Source organism: Ruegeria sp. R13_0, from assembly GCF_017743995.1.
Classification (GTDB): Bacteria; Pseudomonadota; Alphaproteobacteria; order Rhodobacterales; family Rhodobacteraceae; genus Ruegeria.
Genome location: NZ_JAGHRB010000001.1, coordinates 508185 through 515979, shown reverse-complemented (window position 1 = coordinate 515979; position 7795 = coordinate 508185). Strand labels below are relative to the sequence as shown.

8 protein-coding genes are annotated in these 7795 nt (G+C 60.6%); 2 read left to right on the top strand and 6 right to left on the bottom strand.

What is annotated here, in order from left to right; genetic code table 11:
• The 3 genes from J7394_RS02490 to J7394_RS02480 form a co-directional block, all read right to left on the bottom strand.
• Window positions 1–232: (2Fe-2S)-binding protein (locus J7394_RS02490; protein ID WP_209250687.1), on the bottom strand; the 232-nt coding region annotated here is incomplete at its 3' end.
• Between the two features lie 148 nt (window positions 233–380).
• Window positions 381–1382 carry a molybdopterin-binding protein gene (locus tag J7394_RS02485; RefSeq protein WP_209250685.1) on the bottom strand — a complete coding sequence of 334 codons (1002 nt, stop codon included), beginning with the start codon at window positions 1380–1382 and terminating at the stop codon, window positions 381–383.
• Window positions 1379–2347 carry an XdhC family protein gene (locus J7394_RS02480; protein ID WP_209250683.1) on the bottom strand — a complete coding sequence of 323 codons (969 nt, stop codon included), beginning with the start codon at window positions 2345–2347 and terminating at the stop codon, window positions 1379–1381. The genes J7394_RS02485 and J7394_RS02480 overlap by 4 nt, the downstream gene beginning before the upstream one ends.
• Before the next feature lie 225 nt (window positions 2348–2572).
• On the opposite strand from J7394_RS02480, the gene J7394_RS02475 reads away from it, so the two are divergent.
• The gene (locus J7394_RS02475; RefSeq protein ID WP_209250681.1) at window positions 2573–3073 is read left to right on the top strand and encodes a hypothetical protein; all 501 of its coding nucleotides are present in this window, start codon (window positions 2573–2575) and stop codon (window positions 3071–3073) included.
• A gap of 3 nt (window positions 3074–3076) precedes the next feature.
• On the opposite strand, the gene J7394_RS02470 is transcribed toward J7394_RS02475, so the two are convergent.
• Both J7394_RS02470 and J7394_RS02465 read right to left on the bottom strand, forming a co-directional pair.
• The gene (locus tag J7394_RS02470) at window positions 3077–4336 is read right to left on the bottom strand and encodes a VWA domain-containing protein (protein WP_209250679.1); all 1260 of its coding nucleotides are present in this window, start codon (window positions 4334–4336) and stop codon (window positions 3077–3079) included.
• Window positions 4337–4394: 58 nt separating this feature from the next.
• Window positions 4395–5303: a MoxR family ATPase gene (locus J7394_RS02465; RefSeq protein ID WP_170483861.1), complete on the bottom strand. Its 909-nt coding sequence runs from the start codon at window positions 5301–5303 to the stop codon at window positions 4395–4397.
• 135 nt (window positions 5304–5438) lie between these two features.
• Between J7394_RS02465 and pyrC the strand changes: the two genes are divergently transcribed.
• Window positions 5439–6476 (top strand): dihydroorotase, encoded by a 1038-nt coding sequence (pyrC, locus tag J7394_RS02460; RefSeq protein ID WP_209250677.1) that lies wholly within the window; start codon window positions 5439–5441, stop codon window positions 6474–6476.
• Here pyrC and J7394_RS02455 read toward each other — a convergent pair.
• Window positions 6473–7768, bottom strand: a complete 1296-nt coding sequence (locus tag J7394_RS02455) for an MmgE/PrpD family protein (RefSeq protein ID WP_209250675.1) — start codon at window positions 7766–7768, stop codon at window positions 6473–6475. The two genes, pyrC and J7394_RS02455, sit on opposite strands and share 4 nt — an antisense overlap.
• Window positions 7769–7795 lie beyond the last annotated feature (27 nt).

Genomic DNA, 7795 nt, shown 5'->3' with positions numbered 1-7795 from the left:
GACCCTCGATCGTGCCGACCTCGGCCCCGTCGGCCTCAACCGCCAGCATGTTGCACGACTTCACGGCCTCGCCGTTTACATGCACCACACAGGCCCCGCATTGCGCCGTATCACAGCCAACATGCGTCCCCGTCAAAGACAAATGATCCCGCAAAAAACCAGACAATAACGTCCGACCCTCAACATCACCGCTCACAGACAGACCATTCACAGTCAGCGATATATTTGGCATAAGACCTCCCCTTCTTTAGCTCATTCGCTTGGGGCGAGTTAAACACGGGAGGTCTGGCTTGAGAACAGGAATTTGTCGCTTTTTGACACCAGAGGGACGCAAAAGGCCGACGCCATAATTTCACAGGCGCCGCCTTTGGGCCTCTGACCTACTTCTTCCGCTGCGCGCGGGGTTGCGGGCGGGTCGGGATTTCCTTGAGCAGACCACCCACACCCATCGCAGCAATATCAGCACCAGTGGTCTCGACCCCGCAGGCGACCCGCGACAAAACCCAATCAGCCCCGTTCAAAGCGGGAGAGCGCGCGCATCCCGGCAGGCCGATCACAGGGCGTGTGTTCAACGCCCCCAGAAACAGCAAGTTGCCCGGATCTACTGGCATGCCGAACCGGTCAACTTCCCCGCCCGCGGCGCGCACGGCAGACGGGGCCACGTCGTTCACATCCGACGTGGCCGAGGCCGTCAGGATCATCAGCACATCGCCTTCGGCACGATCAATGGCCGATGCAAGTTGGTCGGTTTTATGCGGGACGATCTGCACATCGCACAGGTCCATGCCCAGAGCTTCGACACGCCCGCGCATGGCCGCGATTCCCTTCTCATTGGGCGGCCCTCCGGCGATGTCCGTCACGATCAATCCCGCGCTGCGATAGACCGGCGCGACAAGGCGCACCGAGGCCTGCGCCAAACCCGCCGCGCGTTCAACATCGGCTTTGGGAACAGCGTAGGAGATCACCTTGATCGTGGCGACCATACCGCCCGCTGTCATCTGTTGGTGTTGCGGGACCGTTGCGACGGTGATCATCGGATTGATGCGGTTGAATTGCTCGAGTGCGGCCACATCCAGCACCACCACGCCCGGCCCCTCGGCCAGAAGGTTCACGCGGCCGGTAAACGCCTCGGTCAGGCGCAAATTGGCGTCAGAAGGGTCAGGAACCAGAGCACGGGCCAGCATTTCGGCAGCTTCGTCCTCATGACAGTCGCCGGGTTCCAGACGGGCGACGATGACCTCGTCAAACCCCGCGCTAGACAATTGCGAGACGTGCTCGGCACTCAGCATAAGCCCCTTGCGCAGCTTTTGGTCCGAGACCTTGACGGAATGCGCGAGAATGGCTCCGGCAGCTTCGTTCACGGGCACAGGGCCGAATTTCATGCCTTACCTCGCAGAACAGCCGTCATCTGGGCCAGAATGGCCACGGCAATCTCGGAGGGACCTGCGGCACCGATATCAAGGCCAATCGGCCCGTGAATGCGCGCGATCTGAGCTTGGGTGAACCCCGCCTCGGTCATCCGCTCAACCCTTTTGGCATGGGTGCGGGTCGACCCAAGGGCGCCAATGTAGAACACATCGGCATCCAACGCGGCCTGCAGGGCCGGATCATCCAGTTTCGGATCGTGGGTCAACAGGACAATGGCCGTGCGCTGATCAAAACCTAACTTGGCAACCGCTTCATCCGGCCAATCGGTCAACAGGGTCTCTCCGGGAAAGCGGCTGTCTGCGGCAAACGCCTCACGCGGGTCGATGATGGCCGGGTCGTAACCCGCAATCCGCGCCATCGGCACCAAGGCCTGCGCGATGTGAACCGCACCAACGATGATCAACCGCAAAGGCGGGTTGTGAACGGCCACGAAGGTCTTACCGTCTTCCTCGAAACCAGACCGATCCATACGCAGCCGATCCGCATAAGCATTCCGGCGCAAGGCCCTGTGTCCGCTGTCTGTATTCACTTCATAGGCCAGTGGTTCACGGCGCGCACGGGCGGCGACCAACTCGGCCAGCATCGGCTCAGGCAGGACAGAGCCGACCGGCTCGACCAAAACCCGGATCGTCCCGCCGCAGGCCAAACCGACGGCAAAGGCGTCTTCGTCGCTGACACCGAATTCAAGCAGGCGCGCCTCACCCTCGTCAATGGCTTCAATGGCTTCGACGATCACCGCACCTTCGACGCAACCGCCCGAGACCGAGCCTTCGATCCGCCCGTCCCCACCAATCACCAGCTGAGACCCCACACGACGCGGTGCGCTGCCCCAGGTTTCGACAACAGTGGCCAGCGCGGCACCGCGACCGCTGCGGTGCCATTCCAAAGCGCGTTCCGGGCTGCTGTCGAATCGATTCATCGAATCCTCCTAGCTTGTCGCAAACCAACATAGGCAGCCTTGGACCAATGAAAAGCGAACGTTAGTCGGAGACGGCAGTCAATTCGCGTTTATGTGGGCAGTAAAAGGCCGATTTGATATTCACACTCTCAAAGGATTGATTGCGAATACCCCACGTCTTAAGTTGAAACTGCGCCTGAATTTGGATTGGGCGCTCTCAATAAATTTCTCAACGGAGACGAAGAGTTGAAACGCATTCTTACACTGGGAACGGCGGTCGGCCTGTTGGCCTCGACCGCTGCATGGGCTGATACATTCGAACGCTACGGTGAGGTTGAAGGCTGGAAAGTCTTCATCGACAACGAAAAGAAATCTTGCCTGATTGAGGCCGTGGATGACGCGGAAAACGTTGTTCAGATGGGCCTGACCGAAGATCGCGGTGTGGGTTACGTTGGTGTTTTCACCAAGGCGGAAACCAATATCAAACGCGGCGAGAAAGAAGCCGTGGCAATTCTGCTGGGTGAAAACCTGTATGTCGGTGAAGCCACGGGCATGAAGGGCAATATCACCAAGGGCTACTCTGGCGGTTACGTCCTGTCCGACGACCCACAATTTGCGGATGATCTGGCCAAGAAAGAGGTCATGGTTGTCTTCCCCGAAAAGGAATTTGCGTTCACCGTCGATCTGACCGGCACTTACAAGGCCATGGAAATGGCGCGTGAGTGTAACGAAAAACAGCTGGGCTAAATCCTAGCCGGAAAGCGCGGACATGAGCCGCGCTTTCTCTCCGACATCGTCCTGAGCAGAGATGACAGAGGCGAGGTCTTCCAGCGACGCAATCGAATGACCCGCGCGGAAGCTGTCGACATGGGGCAGCATGGCGGCCACACCTTGTGCTTTCGGGGCGAACCCGTCCCAACGGAGCAGAGGGTTCAGCCAGATCAAACGCCGGGCCGAAAGATGCAGCCGCTCGGTCTCTTTCGCCAAGTCTTCGGGCGCACCGCGGTCCAGCCCGTCCGAGATCAGCAGAACCACCGCACCCTGCCCCATGACGCGCCGCGACCAGTCTCGGTTAAAGGCGTGCAGGCAGTCTCCGATCCGCGTGCCCCCTTCCCAATCTTGCGCCTCGGCCCCGGCCGCTGCTAGGGCGGCATCCACGTCGCGCTGATGTAGATGACGGGTGATATTGGTCAGTTGCGTGCCAAAAGTAAAGGCATGGACCTTGGCCCAGCCGGCGCCTTTGGCGTTCGAGACCGTGTGCAGGAAGTGCAGGATCAGGCGGCTATATTGGCTCATCGAGCCGGAGATATCGCAGAGCACGACCAGATTGGGCCAGCGCGGTCGGGGTTTTTGTTTCGCGATATCGTGCAGCTCTCCGCCTTGACGCATGGCGGCGCGCAGGGTTCTCGCCCGGTCGATCCGGTGGCCGATATGGCTGGCCTGGCTGCGGCGGCTTTCGATCGGCTTGACCGGCAGACTGAGGCACGACAGGAGGCGCTTGGCCTGAGCGATCTCATCGGCACTCATCTGTTCGAAATCCAGACTGCGCAGACGCTCCTCGGACGAGGCGGTTTGCGAGGCATCGATCTCAAGCTCGGTCTCGCCTTCCTGCTCCTCGGAGGTTTCAGGCTGATCGCGTTCAACCCCGTCAAGCAACGCCTCAGCCGCGCGTTTTTCACCTGCGTCGGCTTTGCGTTCTTCCTGCACCCCACGAATGGCGGGCAGCATCATGGACATCATGTGTTCCAGATACCTTGGGTCGCGCCAATAAAGGCGAAAGACCTGCGCGAAGACGGTGCGATGCTCTGGCCGGTTCACAAAACAGGCGTGTAAAGTCCAGTAGAAATCCTGCTTTTCGGTGAAGCCTGCGGCCTCAACGGCCCGGATGGCATCCACTACGCGACCGGTGCCGATTGGCAACCCGGCCTTACGGAGGGCGCGGGCAAAGTGAGTGATGTTCTGCGCCAGCTTCGGGTTTTCGGGAATGTCGAGCGGGATCTGTTCGGCCATCAGCGCTCATGGGGGCTCTGCCCCCATACCCCCGAGGTATTTTCAAACAGAAGAAGCATCAGGCCGGTTCTAAATCGGCTTTGGCTTCGTCAAGAATGCGTTTGGCCTCGGATCCTTGCAGTTTTTGGATGTCGTCCTGGTATTTCAGGATCGCGCCGAGGGTATCTCCGATCACTTCGGGGCTGAGGTTGATGACGTCCAGTGCTAGCAGGCATTTGGCCCAGTCGATGGTTTCGGCCACGCCGGGTTTCTTGAACAGATCTTCGGTGCGCAAGCGCTGGACAAAGGCCACGACCTCGCGGCTGAGCGATTGGGCCGCTTCGGGCGCGCGGGCGTTTAAGATTTCAATCTCCCGGTCGAAATCCGGGTAATCGACCCAGTGGTAAAGGCAGCGGCGCTTGAGAGCGTCATGCACCTCGCGCGTTCGGTTTGAGGTGACGATCACGACGGGTGGTTCGGGGGCTTTGACGGTGCCGAGTTCCGGGATCGTGACCTGAAAATCGCTGAGTGCTTCCAGCAGGAAGGCCTCGAAGGGTTCATCCGTGCGGTCCAACTCGTCGATCAACAGCACCGGCGCGCCGTTTTCATCGGGCCTCATGGCTTGCAGCAATGGGCGTTCGACGAGGTAGTCATCCGAGAACAGCTCGGTCTGCAGGGCTGAGCGGTCTGCGCCGCCCGCAGCTTCGGCGGTTCGGATGGCGACCATCTGCGCGGGAAAGTTCCATTCATAAACGGCAGAGGACGCATCAAGCCCTTCGTAGCATTGCAAGCGGATCAGGCGGCGACCAAGCCCTGCGGCCAGTGCCTTGGCGATCTCGGTCTTGCCTACACCGGCCTCACCTTCCAGAAACAGCGGCCGGCCGAGTTTCAGCGACAGGAAGACGACCGTTGCCAGCGCACGGCCGCAAACATAGCCCTGCGCGCTTAGCATGGTTTGAACCGCGTCTATGGAATCTGGCTGTGTCATGTGCTGAATTCTCCCTTGCCACAAAAGGTCATGGCCGCGCCTGTGCGTCAAGGCCATCACCCGTTTCTGAGCTACGACGTTCGAACGAGTTGACAAGGGCTTTTACGGCGGCGGCCTCTGTGTTAGCGGAGGCGCATGACCGATAGCATCACGATCCGCCGCCCCGACGACTGGCATCTGCACCTGCGCGATGGCGCGATGTTGCAGGCCGTCCTTCCCGAAACCGCCCGCCATTTTGGCCGTGCGATCATCATGCCCAATCTGGTGCCCCCGGTGGTGACCGGCGCGCACGCCGCCGCCTATCGCGAGCGTATCATGGCTGCGCTGCCCGAAGGGATGACGTTCGAGCCGCTGATGACCCTGTATCTGACCGAAGATACGGATCCAGAAGACCTCGCCGCTGCGCATGCAAGTGGTTTGGTCAAGGCGGTCAAGCTCTACCCGGCAGGTGCAACGACCAATTCGCATTCGGGTGTTCGGAATTTCGACAATGTGCGCCCGGTGCTGGAGAGGATGGCCGAGATCGGCCTGCCCCTGTGTGTTCATGGCGAGGTCACCGATTCCGAGATCGACATCTTCGACCGTGAGGCTGTGTTCATCGACCGCGTTCTGGATCCGATCCGTATGGCAACCCCCGGCCTGCGCGTTGTGATGGAGCATATTACGACCCGCGACGGGGTTCAGTATGTTGCGGCCAACGAGACCGATCTGGGCGCAACGATCACCGCGCACCATCTGATCATCAACCGCAACCACATTCTGGTCGGCGGGATCAAACCGCACTACTACTGCCTGCCCGTCGCCAAGCGTGAAGAGCATCGGTTGGAGCTGCTGAAGGCCGCGACCTCGGGCGATCCGCGCTATTTCCTGGGCACGGACAGCGCGCCTCATACGGATGACAACAAGGAAATGGCCTGTGGCTGTGCGGGATGTTTCACGGCAACAAACACCATGTCCTTGGTAGCCGAGATGTTCGACCGCGAAGGTGCCCTAGACAAGCTGGAAGGGTTCGTGTCGTTGAATGGTCCGGCCTTCTATCGCCTCCCGGTGAACGAAAGTTCGATCACGCTGATCAAGGGTGACCCGGTCGAATACCCGTCGAAGATCGAAAGTGGCGACGGCCCCGTCACCGTATTCGACCCCGGCTTCCCCCTGCACTGGCGCGTGGTTTAACCCGCCAGTTTTGCAGCCAGATCGCGGGCGCGACCTCCGGTGCGCAGCATTGACCAGATCGCGTCCGCCTCTGCCCCTCCAATCAGTTTCGACGCTTTGGCCCGGACACGGTCTTCCCGATCCGCCAGAGACATCGGAGCCATCAGATCATGGGTAACCTCGCGTCGCACGCCGTCGCGCCGCAGAAGCTCTAGGCGGGCCTGGGTCTCGGTGCGGGTTTCATCCGCCTCGACCGTGATGCGGTCTCGCAAAGAGCGAATGCGAGGATCAGCGCAGACCTTTTCGGTGTAACTGCTTGGCAAAGTGGTGTCGTAGCCGAGCGCCTGCATGGTGATCACCGTGCGATAGGAAAACTTCGCCCCCAACCCCGTGGTCGGAGACATCTGGTTGCAGACACTCATCCAGCGCGGATGGGTTTTGACCTTGATTTCAGCCACTTCAGGTTCGGCAATATCAAGACGCAGAGCAGCCTCAAGCGCGGCGTGCAAACCGTGGCAGCACGCGTGGAACTTGTGACTGACCGATTCGAACAGCCACTCCTCCCCCAACCCGTCCAGCGCTGCTGATGTATCCGCCACGCCCTGATGGGTTGCACCAAAGCCATACGGGCCCTCTAACGCACTTGCATTGGGCTCAAAGCCCCGTTTAATCAGCAACGCGGCCTCGATCCCGGCTGATGCGGTCAATCCTGCATTGTAGGGTTTACCCATGGTACCGAACTGAGCTTTCAGACCGGCCGCGCGCGTGGCCGTCAAGCCCAGAACTTGCTGCATCTGGTTGGCATCGAACCCAAGCACCCGACCCGCTGCTACCGCCGCCCCAAAGGCCCCCGCAGTCGCCGTTTGGTGAAACCCGGCCTGATAGTGATCTCGGCCGAGCCAGAGGCCGATCCGGATCGAAACCTCCATCCCGATCAGGGCCGCCTCCAGCAGATCAACGAGGATACGGTCATCCCATTCCGAAACCGCCAAGGCCGCAGGAAGGATGGCAACGGACGGATGTCCGATATGGGCGAAATGGGTGTCGTCATAGTCCAGCGCGTGAGACACCGTTCCATTGACCAGCGCCGCCGCGCGCAAGGGCGCTGCCCCGCCGCCGAAAAGATGGGCCTGCGCTGCTCCGCCCTCCTCCTGCACCATGTCCCGAACGGCGACCGACACGGGCTCGGACACACCGGCACGACCCACGGCAATCCAGTCGAGAACAGACAAAGACGTAACGGCCCGCGCCTGCGCGGTTGTGTTGACGGGGCTGGCGGCAAAACTCGCAAGCGTTGAGGTGAATCCAGACATAGCGCGCAGTCTAGCGCGCGTCGGTCG

Bases quoted from the DNA above. Each gene is read 5' to 3' on its own strand.
- J7394_RS02485 (WP_209250685.1), bottom strand. From the start codon at position 1,382: ATGAAATTCGGCCCTGTGCCCGTGAACGAAGCTGCCGGAGCCATTCTC.
- J7394_RS02480 (WP_209250683.1), bottom strand. From the start codon at position 2,347: ATGAATCGATTCGACAGCAGCCCGGAACGCGCTTTGGAATGGCACCGC.
- J7394_RS02470 (WP_209250679.1), bottom strand. From the start codon at position 4,336: ATGGCCGAACAGATCCCGCTCGACATTCCCGAAAACCCGAAGCTGGCG.
- J7394_RS02465 (WP_170483861.1), bottom strand. From the start codon at position 5,303: ATGACACAGCCAGATTCCATAGACGCGGTTCAAACCATGCTAAGCGCG.
- pyrC (WP_209250677.1), top strand. From the start codon at position 5,439: ATGACCGATAGCATCACGATCCGCCGCCCCGACGACTGGCATCTGCAC.
- J7394_RS02455 (WP_209250675.1), bottom strand. From the start codon at position 7,768: ATGTCTGGATTCACCTCAACGCTTGCGAGTTTTGCCGCCAGCCCCGTC.